Raw genomic sequence first — 19,298 nt, 5'->3', positions numbered from 1 at the left:
GAGCTTGAAAAAGGAGGCGATGTGCTACTGCCGCGACTGATGCGATCGAGCGCCTCAACCAGCACGATGTCGAATTCGCCCTTCCGCGCATCATCGAGGATCTTCTGATAACCAGGGCGGAGATTGCTTGCGCCGGACTGGCCGCGATCCATGTAGGTCGCGGTCAGCAACCACTTTTCGCGGACGGCGCGCTCCGTGCACGCGGATCTGATCCTCGATCGATGCTGCGCTCTGCAGATCGCACGAATAGCCGGCGTATATGCTCACGCGCATTCTGGCTCTCCGAAATTGCGGCGCTGTTAACTGGCCGACGCGTCATTCAAACTAAACTGCCAAGCTAAACTGCGTTCGCCGCCAGGGACCGCAGCCTGTTTTTCATCAAGGCCCGATTCTGGGCAAGCCGCTGGCTCGCTTTGATTCCATTCGCCAGATTGTAATGTCGCTCGCCGACCTCGGGCGAAGCGTGCTGCAGTAGGCCGGGGATGAGGCCGATCCGCTCGGGAGCGTCCATCGCCAGATAGGTGGCGGCCGATCGGCGGAAATCGTGCAGACACATGTCCCTGCCGAACCGCTTCATGAGATGCGCCCGGGCGATGTCATAAAGGCGGCCGGCCGACAAAGCGCCACGCCTGTGCGAGACCCACAATCCGTCATTCGGGCGAGACCCGAGGAGACGCGGCCGTATCTCTTTAAGATAGCGTTTCATATAAGGGGCAAGCGCCGCTGGTACGGGAAAGCTCTCAGAGCGCCCGGACTTCGTGTCAGCGGGATGCAGAAGCAGGTTGATGTCGCCGCCGTCGATCTCGATGTGCCGATCGACCGTCAGGGCCGCGAGACTTCGTCGCCGGATCGGCCAGAGGCTGAGCAGGGGGAGGATCAGCCCATCCCGGTATTGCAGTTCGCGCGTTCTGCGGCTGGTCGCCGCCATGGTGAGAGCCTTGTCCATCAGTTCGATGCCGAAGTCGAGCGTCTGACAGGGCGGCGCCAGCCGGTCAAAGCGGTCGGCCGGCCGCGCGCGGGTGAGGAGGCGGCCTTTGATCGCGGCGAGCCATCCCCAGTCGCGTTCGCCGGCGATCAGGCGGGCCGAATAGCAAAGGCTATGGATCATCTGCGCGACCGAGGAAGGAACCATGTCCAGGCTGAGGCGGGCGACATAGTCGCGTACGCGTTCGAGGGAAATGCGATCGGCCGGCAGCCTTAGAAGGTCGCCCGGGTGAGCGGCGTGCAGGAATCCCAGCCAGCGACTGTATCCCATGCGGATGCTGGTTCGGGTGCCCTCCGCGAGGTGATCCCCACCCCCGCTTGTTTCGTCGAACAGATCACCGCCCTTGAAGGCCGCCTCGAACGCCTGACGATCCGCGGCCGGCCACTGCAATTCGGGGAGATGTTTCATGACGCGCCCCCCACCTCGCGACGCCCGACCCGCTTGATCGCCTGTTTCGCTCCGGCTTTCTTGCCGGGGCGCGCCAGCTGGAGCTTCTCGCGCTGTCCGAAGAGATGTTTCGCGTAGGCCCGGCTGGCGCGGCGGCTGCCGGAACCGGCATAGATCAGCGTGGTTTTGGCCGATGAATGGTGAAGAATCGCCTGCGCCGTTTGATGGTCCTCGGGGTTCGCCTCGAGATAGACGCTCGCGGCGAAGTGGCGGAACTGGTGCGCAGTCATATGGACTCCGACGTGCTTCTCGATCATTTCGGTGATCTGGAGAGAGAGCGTGCCTTGGCGCTTGGGGGCGCCCTTTTCCGTGACGAACAGAAATCCGTTTGGATCGGCGCCGACGCGCGGCACTAGGCAGTAGTGACGAATTACCTGAGCATGATAGCAATAGCGGCGAGCAATACGAAGCCTCGGTAGTTTGCGAGGAGCTTGTCGTATCGGGTTGCGACGCGCCGGAACTGCTTCAGTTTATTGAAGAAACGCTCGACGAGATTGCGCTCCTTGTAGAGCGCCTTGTCGTAGGGGAGCGGCGCGCGGCGATTGGATTTTGATGGGATCACCGGCTCAGCCTCACGCATAAGAACAGCCTTGCGCAAGTGATTGGCGTCATAACCTTTATCGGCGATGATCGCATCGGCCGCAAAGCCTTCGATCAGGGCGTGCGCTTTTGTGATGTCGTTGCGCTGCCCAGGTCCGAGAAGGAGCCGAACGGGGTTGCCGAGCGCGTCTGTCGCGGCGTGGATTTTGGTGCTCAAACCACCGCGAGAGCGGCCCAGGCCTTGGGCATCCGCCCCCCTTTGGCGATCCTTGCGCCGGCCGCGTGCTGATGGGCGCGCACGATTGTTGAGTCGATCATCAGCCATTCGAGATCGGCCTCGGCGGTGAATGCCTCAAGAAATCCGTCCAAGGCGCCGCGCTCGATCCAGCGATAGTAGCGGCGTTTCACCGCCTGATGGTCGCCGAAGCGTTCGGGCAGATCGCGCCAGCGGCCGCCCGAGCGGGCCATCCATAACAGCGCGTCGACGAAGCGTCGATTGTCGCGGCGCGGCCCGCGCTGGCCGGCTCTTCCACCTGGCACAAGATCACAAAGCCGCTCCCATTGATCGTCTCGCAGCGCATCGACATCCCGAATCATCAAGGCTGATCTCCAAAAATCAGCCTTGAATCATGGAAAGATCCTCGCGAGAATCCCCCAAACGCCGAATTCGTCACCACGGCCTAGGCAGCGGCGATACCACCGGAGTCGCCGTGCGACATCCGCCGGTATCTCGACCGTCAGATCCTGGCGCCTGGCCTTGGTTTCCTCGGCGGGAATGTGCAATAGCAATGGGCCCCTGGACCCATCCGGCTCCACGAAATGGCGGCGCCAATGCAAGGCGTACAGATTCTGGGGTCGGAGAGCGCAGGCTAATTGGATGTCGATCGCAATCGCGATTTGCGCCTCGACGAACGGCAGGCCAGGCGCTCCCTTTTCTGAAGCGGCTTTGGCGAGCACTGTTTCGGGGAGGAACAGAAGCTTGGCGCGGAGCCCTTCCGACTCGAGCTGGCGCAAGAGCGCCTTGTTCTTCGCCGTCAGATCGAACGGGATAGCGGGCAACTTGGCGGCGAGAGCCTTGAGTTCGGCCACCCGCTCCACGGACGCGCCCGCGTGATGCTTGGCGGCCTGGATGAGCGTTTTGGCGATGCCGACGGCAAAGGCGCTCGGTTTTCCGTCCCGCGCCCCATGATAGTGGCGCAGAATGGTTTTGAAGCGCTCTCGCTCGACAAGATCCGCGAGTGAAGCGATGTCCGCTGCATCGATCCCCGATTCGACGAGCACCGACGCCGCCAGGCGCAGATGCTCGCGTTGCTGTCGCAGCGTGCTCGGCGCTAGAGGCCGCCGCGGGGCCGCGGCGGCCTCGTCAAACAGATCCACATCGGCGCGGCTGGCGAGATAGGCCTCGGCGTCGGCTCGGAAGCTCTCGCTGAGATCGTCCCAGCCGAGCCGTTTGCGCGGCGCTCGGAAGGAGATCCGCGACAGCTTGGTCTTCGGCCAGCCTTCGACCGTCGCGGCGGCCTCGTTCCAAAGAAGTGGCGCTCTGCGCACGATATCGCGGGGCTTGGGGCAATGTGTGCGCGTCTCCAACCAGATCGAGAACCGCTGCACGGAATCGTCGGTCACGGCATTGGGCGGGATTTCGTTCATGGCGCACCAGTTCATGAATGTGGCGAGGCCCTCGGCGAGCCGCCTGTTCGCGCCTATGCCTTGCAGCAGCGGCGCCCAGTCCGGGTGACGCCGCGCCACCAATCCCCGCCCCATGTCGTCGAGCGCACCGACTTGCTGCAGGGCGGCCGCAACGAGGCTTCTCTGGTTTGAGAACGTCTTGGCGCTGACTCCAAACTTCGCCGGTCGGATCTTGCGCAATTCCGCCCGCAATGCGCAAGCGTCGGCCGGGATGCCCGACGGCGAGCGGCCGGCCATTTCGCAGAGGCGATTGATCGCCGAGATCATGTCACGACGTCGAGCCGGATCGAGGTCGGCCGAAGCCACAATTGCGAGCACGTCCGCCAATGTATTCGTCTTGGTATTCAGGGTAGTCATTTTTACGTCCAAGTCTCATAATTGACGAAGCGGCGAAAAGACCCCGTTGAAACTGGTCCATTCGGGAAACGTATCATAGCGTAGATGGAACGATTACTTGGATGACGGTTTCCCGATACTACCTTAGACTTCTATTTTTTCTTTTGATTTCAACGTTGAGCTCATTTTGCTGCGTTAGGGTTGGCGCGAGCGACCGGGCGGCGCTCCGACGCCACGCCGTCCTCACCAAGACTGCGGGCAGGCGAGCGCTCTCGCTGGCATGCAAATGTTCGCGGGCTGGCGTCGCTTGCGGCCATGCGGTCGACGCCGTTCGTGGTTTCAGGGGGCGAGGGCGTCTGGCCCAGACATTCGCGCGCCGTCTGCCGCGCCAGCAGGCGCACGAGGGCGATCAGCGCATCCGTCGCCGACGTCTGATTCGTTAGGGATGTTGTTGCGCCACGGGTCTGCATCTCGACACGCTACTGGGGCGGTCGGGCGACGCTCGCATGGCCAAATCGTTGTCAATCTTGCGGAGACGCGCCCCTCAGCACGGTGCGCGTCCGGCTGCGCCAGGCGTCCTCGAAAAGTTCCAGTTCCAGTTGCAAGGGCTCGCTCGCTGCGGCGAGGAAGCGAATAAAGGGGCCTCCGGATATCCCCTCGTCAGGTCGGTCGGGTCCCCCGACGGAGGTTGCGGGCTCCTTCCCGGTGATAATGCGATGGACGCTCATCATCGCAGCCACCCAGTCGTTGATCGCAACATCGCCGGAATTGCCTTCCTCCACCATCATCTTTCCGACTTCTGCGGCCTCGGTAGCCGCCTGTTCAGCGCGCCGGCTCAATTCGGCTGCGGCTGCGGCGGCTTCCACGATCTCCACCAAACGGGCGACTCGCCCTGTCGCTTGCATGACCGGCGTCGTATCGCGCTCGCCCAGCAAAATCAGGGCGTCGAAAATCTCAGGATCGCCAGGACCGTCGACTGCCTCATCGAGATCGACGACGCCGAGGCTCTTCAAGAGCCGGCGGCCGCTCTTCGCAATTTGATCGAGCTTCCGGCGCAAGCTGGATGGAGGGGTGCGGGCTAGCCGGGCGCTGTCGAGCCGATACCAACGGGCCGCCGCTTCGAACAGCGTCGCATGCTTATTGATCTCCTCGACCTGCACGCCGACGGCGGCGGCGATCTGCTCGAAATTGACTTGCCCATATGCGGCCGCCAGCACACGGGGTTTTGGAGCTAAATCGACTTGCCGCCTCATGCACCACCTCCGGTCTCATCAAACACCTTTTTCTACCCGCACCCCTATTCGAGCAGAACGCACAAACGTTTGCCGAAGAGAAAAGGCCGCTTTGCCCTCCGAAGGCAGAGTGTTAAGGCGGCACTGCGTTTCGTGGGTCGATTTTGGTAGTGAATTGAAGAGGTTAGAGGCGGAGAGGTTTTTGGATCGACGTTGACAGGAAGCGCTGCAACCACCTCGGCGGAAACTCCGGCGTAGGAGCCGGCAGGTAAATGCCATCAGGTGGTCGGCGACTCGGACCGGCTTCAGCCGCGTCAGAGCATCGTTGACCGGAGTGATCAGCGGAGAGTAGTTCCGCGTTTCAGGCACCCGTAGCTCAGCTGGATAGAGCGCTACCCTCCGAAGATGGAGGCCGCACGTTCGAATCGTGCCGGGTGCGCCGGACAGGATGAAACTGGGAACTGCTATGTCATTGTTTCCGATATATAATTGGTAAGCACATTGAAAGGCTTCCGTCGAGCCGCGCCTCAAAATTATGATTTATGGGGCTGGCCCAGACACCGATATCGAAATTTCCCAACCGCCCCTTGGATGTCCCCATGGGGCCTCTTTGTTGGTAGTCACAGACACGCTATCAGCGGAAACTCCCGGACCAGGATAAACAAACCAATTTTCTTGGCCAGGCCCTCCGGGATTTGGCGACTTGCAGTACACATGATAATCCTTCCGCGCCGTCACTGTCACGCCGGACTTGAATACAGCGTGAGCGACTACCCACATCGGTCTCCATGGCCTTCCATTACTGACTTTCATTGTCACATGACCGTTGGAATTGTACCATAAATCGACAAACTGATTTCGGTCATCGTTGAAAAAAGCGTGAGGACCACTCAAGTCCTGTGCAAAAGCTCGAACACCATAAAGTCCGATCAAAAGCACTGTCGCTACAAAGGCATTCACTGCGATCTTCGGCATAGGCCTACCTCCACGATCAGGCGCGCAGCTTTTAATTTTTGACGACGATAGCCTAGAACCTATGCGGGTGAAAGATGCGGAGACAGGAGCATTCTTGCCTTTTGTGGGAAGGGAGCGCCGACCTTAGTGCCGCAAGAGCCCTGTATTTCTCCAAGCCTGAGATGAGAGGAGAAAACTATAGTTCAAACGGCTGTGTCTGATAGCGCAGAACAGTATTTATTAGGAAGCCTCCCCCCGCGAGGAGGACAAGCATTGCGGTAAAAAGCGCGCCATCGGTGATATATAGTATGTACTCGTTCACCCCGAAGATGGTGCTGTTCGTCGCATCTATGCGTTTTCCTACAGCGAAGCACGGCTGACTCGCGCAGCCCAGCTCATGAGCCCTTATGCGACTCGTCCAGAAGCCGCTTGCAACTGCCTTCTGATCATCCCATCGATGAACTCGACTTTCTGAATATCGAACCCCAAACACTATTAGCGCCAATACGACCGCTAAAGCGAAGGCGATGACGGTGCTCCAACAGGGATGAAAAGATGGCCGATCCACGTCCAAAGTCGGGCCAAGGCCAGCATTGCAGACTCTCCGTCGATCATATGCGCGGTGGCGGCGCAATCGCTACCCCAGTGAAGTGGAATTCTTTCCGTCGCCTGTCGCAGTGTCCAGAGCATATCCGAAAACTGGGCTTGGTATCGATCTTAGTGCCCAGCTTTGTTCAGGAGTGGCGGAAATTTGGCGCACCCGTGAGGATGAAACTGGGAACTGCTATTTCATTGTTGCCACAGTATGATTACTAGCGGCTTTGGATAAAGGTCATTTTGTGTCGGAGGTTCCGCGGCCGTGCATGGCGACCTGCTTAAGTGCGTCTGCCCATTTGGATGGGCGTACCGGAGAGAGCTCATCTTCAACGGAAACGACTATTGCCTCTTTTGCCGCGAACTCGATCGAGGGGCTGGCCGACAGTTCGCCACTCCAGTAGCGATCAGCGAGCTCATCATCTGACACGCCAGGGTACTTGTCTTTGAGGTTCAGGGTCCGTTTCGGATATCGTCTTTGGAGAGCGCCGATCCATTCAACATCGCGCGCCTCGACGGGGCCAAGCGGCTCAAGCTGGTGAACATATCCCTGTTCGATAGTGTCGATCCCCATCAGGCTGAAATCCCGATCCTCGCGCATGTTCACGCTTTCAGAGCGCGACAGGCACTCGGGCGGCCTCCGGCGTTCCAGGATCGCTTCGACAACCGCATAATCCTTATCGAGCGGCGGAGGTCCGCTGCGCGTGATGATGTCACCGGGGGTCCGCTTATTCCCTTCGATTCGATTATAAGTTTTGGCGGCCATAGCGCCCTCCAGTTCTTCTTTCACGGCTCCCCGGTTTGACATGGTCCGCATATTGCCCATCTCTGCCGGGCTCCGGCTTGACCAAGCCTCAGCGGCTGAAGTGATCTATAATAATATATCTATATCACCTTGCGATATGCAAAACTAGATCGGTCCTTGCATAGCTCTCTCTGATATGCCATACTATATCGATCCGACCCACTGATATGCAAGACCTGATCATGAACTACGCCAACGAAGCCGTCATTGCCGCCCTGAAGTCAGCCCGCCAAAACAGCGGTCTGAGCCAGCGCGACCTGAGCGCAAAGGCCGGCGTCCCCCAAAGCCATATCTCCAAGATAGAAGGCGGTGGCGCCGACATCAGGTTATCGAGCCTGATAGAACTCGCCCGTGCGCTCGAACTAGAACTCGTGCTCGTCCCGCGCCACCTGGTGCCCGCCGTCGAAGGCGTCCTGCGTGCGGCCCCGCTGCCACAGCACCCATCAGCCGGCAGCGAATACAAGGCACTGGAACGCGCCGCTAAAGCCCTAGGAAAAATCGCGCGGCAGCAGCCCCGGACAGAATGGGCCGACAGGTTGCGCCAGATCCTCCGCGAACTGGCACATTTCCGCCTGAGTTCCAGCGACCTCGCTATCATCGACAAGGCGGCGCAGAGTCTCGCCGCCATCGCTCACGGCAAGGACGACAGCGTTTCGCTCGCCGAAACCCGCAACGCGCTTCAGAGCCTTCGCAACCGGATCGCCCACGCCGTACCCGCGCCGCCGCAGCCTGCCTACGGCCTTGAAGAAGAGGAAGGCGATGCCTGACGTGTCCGTCCTCGAAGTCCTGCTCTATGGCGCGCCCATAGGGACATTAACGCTGGTGCAGGGCGACCGGACCCTGTTTGCTTTCAATCAGGCGTATATCGACGCACCCGAAAGGCCGACGCTCAGCCTGTCGTTCAAGGACCGCTTCGGCGGCCTGATCACTGATATCCGCCCCACGCAAACCGTCGTCCCGCCTTTCTTCTCAAACCTCCTGCCGGAAGGCCCGTTGCGCGCCTATCTCGCGCAGCAGGCCGGGGTCAACGCGAAGCGTGAGTTCTTCCTTCTCTGGGTCCTCGGCCGCGACCTTCCCGGCGCTCTGACAATCAGGCCTGCCGACGGCGAAGCCTGGCCCGCAGACGCTGGAACCGCAGAGCCTGACCAAGCCGAGCGCGACCGCCGCGCCAATGTCCTGCGCTTCTCGCTCGCGGGAGTGCAGCTCAAGTTCTCGGCGGTCAAGAGCGACCGCCGCAATAACGGCCTGACGATCCCGGCGACGGGCGTCGGCGGCTCCTGGATTGTGAAACTGCCTTCCGCCCGCTTTGAGCGTGTGCCCGAGAACGAATTCTCGATGATGACGCTCGCAGCGCGCCTGGGCATGGATGTCCCGGAGCTGCAGCTGGTGGATGTCGACGCCATCGAGGGCCTGCCCGAGGGCATCGGACGGCTTGACGGTCCGGCACTCGCGGTCCGGCGCTTCGACAGGACGGAGGCGGGACCTGTGCATATGGAGGATTTTGCTCAGGTCTTCGGCGTTTTCCCCGACGATAAGTACGAGAAGGCGAGTTATCGCCTGATCGCGACCGTCCTGGGCGCGGAAACCGGCGATGACGGCGCAGCTGAATTCATTCGCCGCCTCGTCTTTAACACGCTGATCGGCAATGCCGACATGCACCTGAAGAACTGGTCCTTGCTCTATCCGGACCGCCGCACGGCGCAGCTGGCGCCGGCCTATGACTTCGTGTCGACGGTGCCCTACATCGCCGACGAAAACGCTGCCCTCAAATACGTCCGGACCCGTCGCATGGCGGAATTCACTTTAGATGAGCTCGCTTACCTCGCCGCAAAGGCGCGGCTGCCAGAAAGGCTCGTTCTCGACACCGCGGCAGCGACGGTGGACGGGTTCAGGGCGCTCTGGTCCGCGGAGAAAACGCATCTCCCGCTGACCCGGGAAACCGTCGCCGCTATCGACCGCCATATCGATAGCCTGCCGCTGGCTCGCGCCTGACCTGTTGATATTGCGACCATGGCTTACCGATTTCGTGAATCATCTTCGGCTAGCTCACGACCTTGTCGATGAAGCCGAGCGTCGTTGCATTCTCCATAAGAGTGCGGACCTTGGCGCGGTCCATTCCTCCCGGAATCTCGGCATCGATTTCCAGCTTCAGCGAGACATCGCTACCTGGCATTGTTGTAAGCTGCTCCACGATGGCCTCGACAATCTGGTGAATCTCTCTGGCCGGACGCTCCGACGAGATCATTACTGTACCGACAAACCTGGTGGGAATCTTTTCGGGCGCAGGCCCAGGGGTACTACCAGATCCTCCAGTCGAACCAGCCGATCCGCTTTCGGTCGTCTGTCCATCAACCGTGTCGTCAGGGCCCGGCGTCGGGACGGGCTTCGGAATAACAAGTTTACTGAGTGCCACATCGGGCTTGATGATGACGCTGTCACTGTCAATGACGACGGGGACGTTCCCTGCCTTCTCGATGGCCAAGCCATGGTAGGTCTGCGCCGCTTCCTCCCAACGCTCGGCATAAGCAAATGGTCCGGGCAACATTCCTGAAATTGCCGCCTGAACAGCTTTCACGAGAACCTGCTGGTTCCGCAGTCGGGGCAAATAGGTATAGCGATTCAGATACTCCCATAGATCCTTCAGCGAGAGATGGGACTTCCCATTCCAGATGTATCTTCGAAGTTCTCGGTCCAAACGGGCAGGTCCAAGTTCCGGCAGTAGACCCTCGTCACTGACGAGCTTTTTGCTCGCGCGGGCCAGCAACCCGTCCTGTGCCGGGATCTTTGCGGAGGTCCACGCAAGATCGGCTTGAGCACTCTCCTGGACGGGATAGAGCAGATAGCACCACGCCTCTTTCATGCGCGTTTTCAGCGTGTCGTTCGCCTCGGCCAGTTTCGATTTGGCGAGGGCGCTGTCGCTTTGTGTCAGGTTGAGACGGTCGATCTCTCGTACGATCTCCGCCCACGCGAGCGCCGAACGCATAGCCGATTTCAAATTGTCCAGTTGGCGCTGCTCGGCCGCGAGGAAGACGAGCATATTTCGGTATACGCGCGGCGTGCTGCCGCGCTGCATCAGAATGTCCCTGGCCTCCGTGTGCGCTTCTGAACCATCACGCCCTGTATGTGGATAAGCGACGCCAAGGATAACAGCGCGGACACCGCCTCGCTCGTCGGGGACGTCCGACGAACTTCCTGGCGTAATCTGAACCGCGTCAAAGAGGCCCCTATCGCCCAGCCCATTGATGTAGCCGACAAGCGCCTTGTCGATCTCCATCAGGACAAGCGCCTCTTCGAACTGACCCGCGCGATCAGCGGCAATCCGGTTGAGGCTCGCCGACATCGAGTACCAGTAGCGGCCGAGGTCGCTATGCATGAACTTCGCCTGGTTCGTCAGGCGCCGGAGGGCGTCTCCGAAAATGGCGGGGCGCTCTCCGGGCTGCACGACACCCAGATTGATCTGCTTATCGTCGAGACCTTTGTTTTCCTGACCGTGAGTCGGGGCCGTGCCCATAAAGACAGCGCGCGCAACCCTGCGGGTCGCGGAATACCGGTTCAGGTTCGGCGCTGATTGGTCGACTTTGTACGGTGTCGACGTAATGCCATCGACATCGCCCGCGATAATGGATTGCCATCTAGGCTCAGGACCTATTAAATTTGCCTGAGATGTGATTCCTGGTCTCCGCATGGGGAGGCTGGGATGAGTGATTTGTTTTTGTTGGGCGAGCGGCAGATGGCGCGGCTTGCGCCGCATTTTCCTCTGTCGCATGGCGTTCCGCGGGTTGACGACCGTCGGGTGGTCAGCGGAATCGTCTATGTGATCCGCAACGGCCTGCAATGGAAAGATGCGCCCAAGGATTACGGGCCGCACAAGACGCTTTACAATCGCTTCATCCGCTGGAGCCGGCTCGGCGTCTTCGACCGCATATTCGCCGCGCTCGCTGGCGAAGGTCCAAAGCCCGAGCGCATCATGATCGACGCCACGCATCTGAAGGCGCATCGCACAGCGGCGAGCCTGCTCAAAAAGGGGCTCTTCCCCGCCGTATCGGGCGCACGAAAGGCGGACTGAACTCGAAGCTCCACGTCGTTTGCGACGGCGCCGGCAAGCCCCTCGTCATGTTGCTCTCGGAGGGCCAGATGAGCGACCACAAGGGCGCGCGGCTGATGCTCAAGGCTTTACCGCCCGCTTCAATGTTGATCGCCGACAGGGGCTACGACAGCAACTGGTTCCGCGCCGCGCTGAAGGCCAGGGGCGTCGAGCCCTGCATCCCGCCAACCAGAAGCCGCAAGCTTCCCATTGCCTATGACAAGACGCTCTACCGCCAGCGTCACAAAATCGAGAACATGTTCGCCAAGCTCAAGGACTGGCGGCGCATCGCAACCCGCTATGATCGATGCGCCCACACCTTCTTCTCCGCCATCTGCATCGCAGCCGCCGTCCTCTTCTATCTCAATCAATGAGTCCTGAGCCTAGTGTCCAGATAGTGAAGCAGCTCCGGCTCCACGCGCGCCGAGCTGATGGCCACGCTACCGGGCATAATCATGACCGAGGGGTCATTGCCCATCCATAGCTCGTGGATGACCTGAGCCATGAGTCGCAATACGCCACGGGTCCGCTGGAATTTTTCGAGCGAGCCCCAGCTCGTATACAGCTGGTCAAACAGCTCGCCGCTCGGCGTTCTGCCAGTTCAGCCGCGTCTTCTTGCCGGCCTTCTCTTCCTCTTTCAGTTCAAAAGAGCGGCTATCCCAGTAGTTGATTTCCTTCTTGAGCCGCGCCTTCACTTCCTGTTCGACCTTGTCGATCTCCGGAATGCGCCGCGCCTTGACCCCGGCAACGTGGCCTTGGGCAAGCTCAACGGTTGCGAACTGCACGGCAGTCCTTTCCAGGTCTGCAGTGAGCCAGGGCTCGTCGAGGCAATCCTTGACCAGCGCTATCTCTTCCGGTGTCGCCGGACGGAGATTGAGATGAGGCGCGATACCGGCGTTTGTCGTGCGCCCCTGCTTGTCGACGGCTGCGAACTGCAGCTTCTGCGAGATGATGTGCGGCTTGCCCGTGCTGGTGAGGCGCCCGTCCTGAACGCTATGCTCAAGCAGGAAGATCGCCGCGAGGTCCGTCCCCATGTCTGTTTCATCGACAAGGACCGCGCCTTGTTTCATGAGCTGGTCGTAGTCCTCGCGGATGATGCTGATGACCGCTTCGAGGAGCGGATGGCCCGGGCACACGAACGTGGCGACGGGCTGCTGGTTGATGGCGCTCTTCTCGAAGCAGATGCGCTCATACTTCTTCTGGATGGGCGCGCCACTTCCCATCTGGCGATCCCGCTCTCGGATACGGACAGGCACATGGGTAATCTCCCACCGCCCTTCCTCCCGCTTTTTCAGCCGCCCGCCGAGATGCTGGAATGCTTCGACGAAGAAGCTCTGGACATGATGCGGCTGCAGGCGTTGAGCCTCTGCCCTTTCCATCTCCAGGCGGAGTTCCTGCACCTTGGCTTCCGGCATAGTGTCGTTAGTGAGGGCGCGCCGCTTCAACAGCTCCAGCAGGTGCTGCTGGTCCACGGCCCCGTCAACCTGACGGAATAACCGCGCGCGGACGTCCTCTTGCTCACCGTACTGAATCGCCTGGAAGAGCAGGTCCTTGAGGGCGACTCCCTCGAACAGCTCGCCAAGAACGTCATAGACGCGCCCTCCCAGCGCCTCGCGGGCCGCTTCCAGCTTCTCCAGCAGCCGGGCATAAACCTCGCCCTCGCGGGTGTCTGCGGCGACGATGTTCCAGAGGTGGCAGACCTCGGTCTGGCCGATACGGTGGATACGACCGAAGCGCTGCTCGATCTTGTTCGGGTTCCAGGGCAGGTCGTAGTTGACCATCAGGTGCCCGCGCTGGAGGTTCACGCCTTCACCGGCGGCATCGTTGGCAATCAGGACCAGCATGTCGCGGTCTTGCATGAATCGTTCGATCACCTTCCGGCGCTCTTCGCGCGTCACACCGCCGTGGATGACATCAACAGCTTCAGGATTGCCAAGGCGGGATCTGACCTTGTCGACGAGGTAGTGCAACGTGTCCTTGGGTTCGGTAAAGATGATGAGTTTGCGACGATTGTCGTGACTGTCGACCATCAGGTCGTCGTCGAGAATGCGATTGAGCTGCGTCCACTTCGTGTCTTCGCCTGAACGAAGGACACCGAGAGCCATCTGCTCCAGACCCTTCAGCGTTTCGACTTCGATCGCCAGCTGGTCGATTGTCTCCGCCGTCGTGGCGCCGGTAGAGATAATATCTTCCAGCTCATCGACCTCTTCCTGACCGTACTCTTCGATGTTGCGCAGGACTTCGTTGCTAACTCCGGTCTCCGCGATTGTGCCGCCCGGGCGGCCTCGGGCCGCAAGCCGCGCCTCGGCAAGCTCATTCTCCAGCCTCTCCCGCCGGCGCTTGAGCGACTGGTAGATAGCCGCCGGTGACGATGCCAGCCGTCGCTGCAAAATCTGCAGAGCGAAGCCGACATTGTTACGCTTCTTGTTGTCGCCATCGGCAAACCGCAGCACGTGGTTCATCTCTGTCCGAACGTACTCTGTGACCGCGCTATAAAGGGCAGCTTCCTTGAGAGAGAGTTCGTATTTGACGGTGTAGGCTCGGCGTTCGGGAAAGAGTGGCCGACCGTCAAACCGCAACAGCTCCTCTTTCGTGAGGCGCCGCATCATGCCAGCTGTGTCGGCATAGTGGACGCCATCGCGAAAACGCCCCTCGAACCGATCGCCGTCAAGCAGCGCCATGAACAGCTGGAAGTCTTCTTCTTTGCCGTTGTGCGGCACGGGGCTTTGGCCGCGCTCCAGCTCGACATTGAAGTGGAACGGCCGCAAGACCTGGCCGCCCCGATCCGCAGCGTGGAGCCGGTGGCCGTCATCTTTGGGGCGAGTGACGCGCAGCCGTCCGTTCTCACCTTGCGGGAAGATTTCCCTGACACGATGCACCAGAACTGGGCGCCGGACGACATGCCGCGTGCCCTTTGCATTGACGACCGGCCTTGGGCGGAAGCGCGACTTACCTTCACACCCGCTGACTTTATCCGCCGTATTCAGCTCTGGCTCGCCAAGGCGTCCCGCGGCGAACTTCACGATACGGCGCAGCCGCTGGAGCCGCTTTTCTTCCGCAGGCCGGCAACCATCATCCTGCCGGCCGCGGCCCTGAGGCCTGCTGACCAGCCACCCGAGCTGGTCGGCCATCTCCGCAGTGAACACGAAACGATCATTGTCACCGAATTTGTCCAGCAGGGCCGTACCAGCCCCGATCCGCAGTTCGTGGTCATCCCGTTGCGCGCCGCCCCGCAGGGCATGCAGCGCCTGCAGTTCGCTCCACAGACCCTCGACAAGCTCGGGCAGCAGCTGCAGGGCTGCGGCATAGACCTGAACGCCGAACTCCGCGCGCGGGTCATCGCCTGGGCGGGCCTTGATGCCACAGCCGTCCGCCGCCTGCAGGCACGTATCGCTCTCGTTGTCGCCTTCCCCGTCGCGGGCGATGATGGCCGTCAGGCCGAAGACCTGCGCGCTTTTATCACCCATGATTGCGCCGGTGATGTCGGTGTCGGCCTCGGCGTGCTTGCGCCCAACGACAGCAATGTGGGATCAGGCCGCGGCTATGTGCGGATGGTCGGCGTGGGGGCCGGGGCGGATGTGCCCGCCCTCGCGATCTCACCCGCCGACGTCCATCTGGGATTTGACCGCGCTCTCGGCGCGGCCATTGGCGGGCAAGCACGGCCCGACACGCGCCGCTGCGTGCAGGTCGGCGCGGGATCGCTGGGATCGCAGCTCGCGGTCAACCTCGCCCGCGAAGGCCGGTTCCGGTGGACAATCATCGATCCCGACAGCCTGATGCCGCATAACCTTGCCCGCCATGCCCTCTATCCGATCGATGTCGGCAGGCCCAAGGTCGTCGGTCTAGCACACCGCCTCCATGCCTTGCTTGATGAGCCGGTCACCTTGTACCAGGCGAACATTCTCCATCCGCCAGCGGATTTGAAGGAGGGTATGGAGGCGGCAGTCAGTGCTGCCGAGATCATCATCGACGCATCGGCCTCCGTCGCCGTATCGCGGCATATTGCCGACCTGCCGCGCCCCGGGGCGCGCCGTCTGTCCGTGTTTTTCAATCCAGCCGGAACAGCGGTGGTGCTGCTTGCCGAGGGGGCTGATCCGTCGATCACCTTGCGCGATCTCGAAGCGCAATATCACCGACTCGTTCAGGCCGATTCGCAGCTGGCGCATCACCTCCAGGCAGAAGCCGGCGTGCGCTATAGCGGCTCCTGCCGGGCCGCGACCAACCGCATTCCGGCCGCGCGCGCCGCCTTGATGAGCGCAATTGCCTCGCAGGCAAGCATCGATGCGCTCGCCTCAGATGATGCCGGCGTACGCATCTGGACCCTCGCGGACAACCGGACGGTCAGCCTCGCGGAACTGACGCCGCTGCCGGTGCAGAACATCACGCTTGGCAACTGGACCGTCACTTATGATGACGGGCTCGGCAGACAGATCGCGGGATTGCGTGCAGAACGCCTGCCGCATGAAACCGGCGGCGTGCTGCTCGGCATCACCGACACAAGCCGCCGCTCCGTTCACATGGTCTCGGCGTTGCCGTCGCCGCAGGACAGCTCTGGCAGCGTCACCGCCTTCGAGCGCGGTGTCGCAGGGCTTGCCGCCGCGGTCGCGCAAGCCACGACGCGCTCCCTGCATCAGGTTCGCTATGTCGGGGAATGGCATTCCCACCCGCGCGGTTCATCAACCCGGCCCAGCGTTACCGACATCAATCAGCTGTGCTGGCTCACCGAGGAGTTGGAGAGCGAGGGCGTACCGGCCTTGATGGCGATTGCGGGCGACGGCGGACAGCTCAGCGTGCTGCTTGCGGGACGAGGCATCAGCGCGCCCGCGGGAGATCCCGCATGAATGATCACGCCGCGGCGCAAGACGTTCAGAGCCTCTTTGCGGCAAACGCTGCGGAGGGCGATTTCCTGCAGGCCCGCAAGCTCGACGACACGATAGGCCTTTGCCTTTCAGGCGGCGGCTACCGCGCCATGATCTATCATGTCGGCGCGATCATCCGCATGAACGAGCTTGGCTTCCCGCCCCGCCTGGCCGAGGTCGCGAGCGTCTCCGGCGGTTCGATCACCGCGGGCCTTCTGGCCCTGCGGTGGCAACAACTGCGCTTTGACGAGGGCGGCCGCGCGGCCAATCTTGACGAGCTTTTCGTTGCGCCACTGCTTGGGTTCGCCGGAAAGGGCATCGACATCCGGGCCGTCCTCTACGGCCTCTTGCCAGGCTGCAGTGCCGCTGACGGCCTTGTCCGCGCTTACGATCGCCACCTTTTTGATGGCGCCTGCCTGCAGGACATCACGGATGCCCCGCGTTTTACCTTCATGGCGACCAACCTCCAGACCGGCAGCGGCTGGCGGTTCGCCAAGAGTTACGCCGCCGATTACCGCGTGGGCCTGATCGATAGGCCGACTATTCCCCTGACGCGCGTTGTGGCAGCGTCGTCGGCGTTTCCGCCCATCCTGTCGCCGGTGCGCATAGACCTCTCCGGCGAGGCCGTGCAACGTACGGCCGGAGCCGACCTGCACCGGCCGCCCTTTATCACCACGGCGGTTCTCGCCGATGGCGGTGTTTACGACAATCTCGGTCTTGAACGTGTGTGGAAGCGCTGCCGGACCATTCTCGTCAGCAACGCCGGCCGCACCATTCCTGAAGTGGGCCGCCCGACAGGACGCTGGATCGGCCAGATGTTCCGCACCCTTGCGCTGATCCAGCAGCAGGCCGAGCATTCAAGGCGGCGCATCCTGTTTGGGATGGCCAACCGGGGGGACCGTCGGGTTGCCTATTGGAGCATCGAAACGGCCTCGCTGCTATATGCCCTGCCAGATGCCTTGCCGTTCTCCGCTGACGAAGCGGTGGCGGCCGCTTCGCTGAGAACCCGCCTGAACCCATTCTCTCAAGACGAGCAGCGTCTGCTGCTCAAGGCCGGCTATGCCGGCGCAGATTCTGCGCTTCGTGCACGCGGTCTCGCGCAGAACGAGCCCGCGGCCAGTTTCGGATTCCTGCCGTAGCAACCGGCGAAATGCCTGCTTCGTCTGGAGCCGTCCGTCGCCCTCACCAGCTGAGGGGCGATGGCGGAAACAGCCGAAGCCAGGGCCTGCTTTGGTGGTGGGCTCCCAAGCCCTCTCTATTCTGCGCGAAGGATCGTCAGTCCGGGGCCGAGACGCCCCGCGGCTCGGGGCTCCGCCTAGAGCCTGGTCCCATGGGACGCGCCCATAGGAATACGTCCTCCTTGGCCCCCTGACCAATGCCAAGCTATGTTCTATAAATGTTCTAAGATAGCAAATCAGACAAAGTCGCAGATTTTGGCGTCTGGGCGGATGGCGCCCGCGACCGCACGTACGAGAAGGAAGCGCTGCGCATCTGCGCGGCGGCCGTCGAGCAGGACCTGCGACCCTGCCCGGAAACACAGGCCGCTCTGAACTGGCTGGCAGGAAACGGTTACAGCAGCGCCATCGCCCATTTCCGCCGCGCCATCATGCTTCACGATCCTATGGAAAGGGAGGATGTAGTCACGAGGGCGCTCTCCTAAAGGATGTTCGCGCTCGGTGCGCGAGATCCTGTTCGGCCGTGGGCGCGGCAGCCTGGAATAGGGTTGCGTCGGGCTAAGGACTCGCCACAAACTCGCCACAGACCGGGAAGGATCGCTTCAGGCAATGGCGGATTTCTGCGGGTTGTAACAGGGCACAAAATCAAGCGAAAATCAGCTTCGGAGGCTAATTTTGCCTCTATTTGTTGATTTCCACTGAGAACTGACCCAGGCAGCGCGGGTTTTTCCGCCGAGAACTGACCCATGTTCGAACCTTACCCCTTTGGCCTGGCCGGGGGGCGATGGAGTGATCGACATGGAGTTATTGAGCGTCATCCGGCGCTGGCATTATCGAGACCATTTTTCGATCCAAGAGATATCGCGGCGCACAGGTCTGTCGCGGAACACGGTGCGCAAGTACCTGCGCTCTGACAGCATCGAGCCCAAGTTTCATCTTCCTGACCGGCCGAGCGGGCTGGACCCCTACGCCGACAAGCTGTCGCATATGCTGCGACAGGAGGCAGGGAAGTCGCGCAAGCAGAAGCGCACGATCAAGCAGTTGCACGCCGATCTGGCGGCGCTGGGCTATGACGGCTCATACAATCGCGTGGCGGCTTTCGCGCGCGATTGGAAGGACGCCCGACAGCGAGAGCAAAAGACCGCGGGCCGCGGGCGTCTTCGTGCTCTTCCATCTCTTGAGCAAGCTCTACGAGCGAACCAGCGTCATCATCACGACGAACCTAAGCTTCGGCGAATGGGCGACCGTGTTCGGCGATCCCAAGATGACGACGGCGCTGCTCGACCCGCCTCACCCATCGCTGCCACATCCTCGAAACCGGAAATGATAGCTTCCGCTTCAAAAACAGCTCGGCGAGGCCCGCTAAATCCACCAAGGAGAAACCGCGAAACTTGACGAACGCCTGACCCACAAATCATCATCAAGCCGGGTCAGTTCTCAATGGAAATCCTGGGTCAATTCTCGGCGGAAATCGACACCGCTAAGAGTCTTGATAGCGTTACACTCGGCGATTCTGGGGAGGGCGGCGCGGCGGTGCGCAGCTGTACGGATAATCCGGGAGAGAACTGCCATGTGGACACTTATTATAATCGCTCTTGTGG

Annotated in this window: 15 protein-coding genes, 1 tRNA gene and 4 pseudogenes; 10 read left to right on the top strand and 10 right to left on the bottom strand. The window is 61.3% G+C overall.

The window, feature by feature from the left end:
- The 6 genes and pseudogenes from WDN46_25780 to WDN46_25755 all read right to left on the bottom strand — a co-directional run.
- On the bottom strand, nucleotides 1–170 hold a 170-nt coding region (locus tag WDN46_25780), incomplete at its 3' end, for a recombinase family protein (GenBank protein ID MEJ0096679.1).
- Nucleotides 171–337: 167 nt separating this feature from the next.
- Nucleotides 338–1,393: a hypothetical protein gene (locus WDN46_25775; GenBank protein MEJ0096678.1), complete on the bottom strand. Its 1,056-nt coding sequence runs from the start codon at nucleotides 1,391–1,393 to the stop codon at nucleotides 338–340.
- Entirely contained in the window at nucleotides 1,390–1,803 is a 414-nt protein-coding gene (locus tag WDN46_25770; GenBank protein MEJ0096677.1) for a tyrosine-type recombinase/integrase, read from the bottom strand. The genes WDN46_25775 and WDN46_25770 overlap by 4 nt, the downstream gene beginning before the upstream one ends.
- Nucleotides 1,803–2,569, bottom strand: a pseudogene (locus tag WDN46_25765) (IS5 family transposase). Before WDN46_25765 ends, WDN46_25770 begins: the two are co-directional and overlap by 1 nt.
- 30 nt (nucleotides 2,570–2,599) lie before the next feature.
- Nucleotides 2,600–4,015 carry a hypothetical protein gene (locus tag WDN46_25760; protein MEJ0096676.1) on the bottom strand — a complete coding sequence of 472 codons (1,416 nt, stop codon included), beginning with the start codon at nucleotides 4,013–4,015 and terminating at the stop codon, nucleotides 2,600–2,602.
- Nucleotides 4,016–4,515: 500 nt separating this feature from the next.
- Nucleotides 4,516–5,247: a hypothetical protein gene (locus WDN46_25755; GenBank protein MEJ0096675.1), complete on the bottom strand. Its 732-nt coding sequence runs from the start codon at nucleotides 5,245–5,247 to the stop codon at nucleotides 4,516–4,518.
- Nucleotides 5,248–5,591: 344 nt separating this feature from the next.
- Here WDN46_25755 and WDN46_25750 point away from each other — a divergent pair.
- Nucleotides 5,592–5,665: transfer RNA gene (locus WDN46_25750), tRNA-Arg, on the top strand.
- A 1,347-nt stretch (nucleotides 5,666–7,012) separates the two neighbouring features.
- Here the strand turns inward: WDN46_25750 and WDN46_25745 are convergent.
- A complete protein-coding gene (locus WDN46_25745; GenBank protein MEJ0096674.1) occupies nucleotides 7,013–7,381 on the bottom strand; it encodes a hypothetical protein in 369 nt (122 codons plus the stop codon).
- Nucleotides 7,382–7,746: 365 nt separating this feature from the next.
- Between WDN46_25745 and WDN46_25740 the strand changes: the two genes are divergently transcribed.
- Together WDN46_25740 and WDN46_25735 are read left to right on the top strand one after the other, a co-directional pair.
- On the top strand, nucleotides 7,747–8,346 hold the full coding sequence (locus tag WDN46_25740) for a helix-turn-helix transcriptional regulator (protein ID MEJ0096673.1): 600 nt from the start codon (nucleotides 7,747–7,749) through the stop codon (nucleotides 8,344–8,346).
- Nucleotides 8,339–9,571 carry a HipA domain-containing protein gene (locus WDN46_25735; GenBank protein ID MEJ0096672.1) on the top strand — a complete coding sequence of 411 codons (1,233 nt, stop codon included), beginning with the start codon at nucleotides 8,339–8,341 and terminating at the stop codon, nucleotides 9,569–9,571. The genes WDN46_25740 and WDN46_25735 overlap by 8 nt, the downstream gene beginning before the upstream one ends.
- A 49-nt stretch (nucleotides 9,572–9,620) precedes the next feature.
- On the opposite strand, the gene WDN46_25730 is transcribed toward WDN46_25735, so the two are convergent.
- A complete protein-coding gene (locus WDN46_25730; GenBank protein ID MEJ0096671.1) occupies nucleotides 9,621–10,919 on the bottom strand; it encodes a hypothetical protein in 1,299 nt (432 codons plus the stop codon).
- Between the two features lie 27 nt (nucleotides 10,920–10,946).
- Between WDN46_25730 and WDN46_25725 the strand changes: the two genes are divergently transcribed.
- The 3 genes and pseudogenes from WDN46_25725 to WDN46_25715 all read left to right on the top strand — a co-directional run bounded on the left by WDN46_25725 (nucleotide 10,947) and on the right by WDN46_25715 (nucleotide 12,037).
- A complete protein-coding gene (locus WDN46_25725; GenBank protein ID MEJ0096670.1) occupies nucleotides 10,947–11,147 on the top strand; it encodes a hypothetical protein in 201 nt (66 codons plus the stop codon).
- A 129-nt stretch (nucleotides 11,148–11,276) separates the two neighbouring features.
- Nucleotides 11,277–11,447: pseudogene (locus tag WDN46_25720) on the top strand (transposase).
- The gene (locus tag WDN46_25715) at nucleotides 11,414–12,037 is read left to right on the top strand and encodes an IS5 family transposase (GenBank protein ID MEJ0096669.1); all 624 of its coding nucleotides are present in this window, start codon (nucleotides 11,414–11,416) and stop codon (nucleotides 12,035–12,037) included. The pseudogene WDN46_25720 and the gene WDN46_25715 overlap by 34 nt, the downstream one beginning before the upstream one ends.
- Nucleotides 12,038–12,232: 195 nt before the next feature.
- Here WDN46_25715 and WDN46_25710 read toward each other — a convergent pair whose 3' ends face one another.
- The gene (locus tag WDN46_25710) at nucleotides 12,233–14,383 is read right to left on the bottom strand and encodes a helicase-related protein (GenBank protein MEJ0096668.1); all 2,151 of its coding nucleotides are present in this window, start codon (nucleotides 14,381–14,383) and stop codon (nucleotides 12,233–12,235) included.
- Between WDN46_25710 and WDN46_25705 the strand changes: the two genes are divergently transcribed.
- Together WDN46_25705 and WDN46_25700 are read left to right on the top strand one after the other, a co-directional pair.
- Complete coding sequence (locus tag WDN46_25705) at nucleotides 14,291–16,504, top strand: ThiF family adenylyltransferase (GenBank protein ID MEJ0096667.1); 2,214 nt, start codon at nucleotides 14,291–14,293, stop codon at nucleotides 16,502–16,504. The two genes, WDN46_25710 and WDN46_25705, sit on opposite strands and share 93 nt — an antisense overlap.
- A complete protein-coding gene (locus WDN46_25700; GenBank protein ID MEJ0096666.1) occupies nucleotides 16,501–17,661 on the top strand; it encodes a patatin-like phospholipase family protein in 1,161 nt (386 codons plus the stop codon). The genes WDN46_25705 and WDN46_25700 overlap by 4 nt, the downstream gene beginning before the upstream one ends.
- 275 nt (nucleotides 17,662–17,936) lie before the next feature.
- Here WDN46_25700 and WDN46_25695 read toward each other — a convergent pair whose 3' ends face one another.
- The gene (locus tag WDN46_25695) at nucleotides 17,937–18,137 is read right to left on the bottom strand and encodes a hypothetical protein (GenBank protein MEJ0096665.1); all 201 of its coding nucleotides are present in this window, start codon (nucleotides 18,135–18,137) and stop codon (nucleotides 17,937–17,939) included.
- A gap of 358 nt (nucleotides 18,138–18,495) precedes the next feature.
- On the opposite strand from WDN46_25695, the pseudogene WDN46_25690 reads away from it, so the two are divergent.
- Nucleotides 18,496–18,852, top strand: a pseudogene (locus WDN46_25690) (IS21 family transposase).
- Between the two features lie 66 nt (nucleotides 18,853–18,918).
- Nucleotides 18,919–19,092, top strand: a pseudogene (locus WDN46_25685) (hypothetical protein).
- Nucleotides 19,093–19,298: the final 206 nt, after the last annotated feature.

It is taken from the genome of Methylocella sp., assembly GCA_037200525.1.
Taxonomy (GTDB): Bacteria; Pseudomonadota; Alphaproteobacteria; order Rhizobiales; family Beijerinckiaceae; genus Methylocapsa.
Note: the sequence above shows the minus strand (reverse complement) of the source record. Positions and strands in the feature narration are given on the sequence as shown.

Bases quoted from the DNA above. Each gene is read 5' to 3' on its own strand.
- WDN46_25725 (MEJ0096670.1), top strand. From the start codon at position 10,947: ATGCATGAACTTCGCCTGGTTCGTCAGGCGCCGGAGGGCGTCTCCGAA.
- WDN46_25730 (MEJ0096671.1), bottom strand. From the start codon at position 10,919: ATGTCGGCGAGCCTCAACCGGATTGCCGCTGATCGCGCGGGTCAGTTC.
- WDN46_25775 (MEJ0096678.1), bottom strand. From the start codon at position 1,393: ATGAAACATCTCCCCGAATTGCAGTGGCCGGCCGCGGATCGTCAGGCG.
- WDN46_25740 (MEJ0096673.1), top strand. From the start codon at position 7,747: ATGCAAGACCTGATCATGAACTACGCCAACGAAGCCGTCATTGCCGCC.
- WDN46_25755 (MEJ0096675.1), bottom strand. From the start codon at position 5,247: ATGAGGCGGCAAGTCGATTTAGCTCCAAAACCCCGTGTGCTGGCGGCC.
- WDN46_25700 (MEJ0096666.1), top strand. From the start codon at position 16,501: ATGAATGATCACGCCGCGGCGCAAGACGTTCAGAGCCTCTTTGCGGCA.
- WDN46_25735 (MEJ0096672.1), top strand. From the start codon at position 8,339: ATGCCTGACGTGTCCGTCCTCGAAGTCCTGCTCTATGGCGCGCCCATA.
- WDN46_25760 (MEJ0096676.1), bottom strand. From the start codon at position 4,015: ATGACTACCCTGAATACCAAGACGAATACATTGGCGGACGTGCTCGCA.
- WDN46_25715 (MEJ0096669.1), top strand. From the start codon at position 11,414: ATGGAAAGATGCGCCCAAGGATTACGGGCCGCACAAGACGCTTTACAA.